Raw genomic sequence first — 1,148 nt, 5'->3', positions numbered from 1 at the left:
CCGCCGGCGGACCGGCCGCAGGGTGACCACGCCCGCGGGCACGCGCAGCGGCCCCGCCTCGAGGGGCCACCCGGGGTGGGCGGCCGTGTCGGCGGTCAACGCGTCCCACACGCCGCTCACGCCCCGGTTCACCCCCGCTGGGCGAGGAACATCACGTCGACCTCGTCACCCGCCCTCACGGCGGTGACGCCCGGGTCGATCACGACGAGGCAGTTGGCCTCCGCGAGCGACGCGAGCAGGTGCGTGGAGGACCCCTGGGCGCCGCCGAGGGCGCGGACGAGGTACTCGCCCGTGTCCGTGTCACGCATGAGCTGGCCGCGCAGGTAACCGCGCCGCCCCTCGACCGACGAGATGGGTGCCACCGTGCGGGCGCGGACGGTGCGGCGCATGGGCTGACGCTTGCCCAGCGCGATGCGGATGAGGGGCCGCACCATGATCTCGAACACCACCAGCGCGCTCACCGGGTTGGACGGCAGCAGGAAGGTGGGGACCTCGTCGCGACCGAGCCGGCCGAAGCCCTGCACCGAGCCGGGGTGCATGGCGACGCGGTTGACCTCGATCTGCCCGAGCTCGGCCATGACCTGGCGGATCCGGGTGGTGGCCTCTCCGCCGGCGGCACCGGAGACCACGACGAGTTCACTGCGGACGAGCTGCCCCTCGAGCACCTCGCGCAGGCGCGACGGCTCGGTGCTGGCGATGCCCACCCGGTGGACGTCGGCACCGGCGTCACGGCCGGCGGCGGTGAGGGCGTAGGAGTTGACGTCGTAGACCTGCCCGGTGCCGGGCCGGCCGTCGACGTCCACGAGCTCGTCGCCCACGGAGATGACCGACATCCGCGGCTTGGGGTGCACGAGCACCTTCGCGCGGCCGACGGAGGCGAGGAGGCCGACCTGGGCGGGACCGATGATGCTGCCGGCGCGGACGGCCACGTCGCCGGGCTGGACGTCGTCGCCGATGCGGCGGACGTAGTCACCGGTGCGGACGGTGCGGGTCGGGACGATCTGCCGGCCGTCGGGGGTGGCCCACCCGACCGGCAGGACCGCGTCGGCGAGGGTCGGCAGCGGCGCGCCGGTGTCGACGCGCACGGTCTGACCGGGTTGCAGCCGGATGGGCTGGCGGGAGCCGGCGGAGATCTGGCCGACCACGGG

Annotated in this window: 1 protein-coding gene and 1 pseudogene; both read right to left on the bottom strand. The window is 75.0% G+C overall.

Annotation, left to right across the window (positions count from 1 at the left end; all coding sequences use genetic code 11):
- A pseudogene (locus G6030_RS16645) lies at window positions 1-111 on the bottom strand (RimJ/RimL family protein N-acetyltransferase); the annotation flags it as partial.
- 17 nt (window positions 112-128) lie between these two features.
- Window positions 129-1,148: gephyrin-like molybdotransferase Glp (glp, locus tag G6030_RS14440; RefSeq protein ID WP_182643590.1), on the bottom strand; the 1,020-nt coding region annotated here is incomplete at its 5' end.

This window comes from Dietzia sp. E1 (assembly GCF_014145015.1).
Taxonomy (GTDB): domain Bacteria; phylum Actinomycetota; class Actinomycetes; order Mycobacteriales; family Mycobacteriaceae; genus Dietzia; species Dietzia cinnamea_A.
Note: the sequence above shows the minus strand (reverse complement) of the source record. Positions and strands in the feature narration are given on the sequence as shown.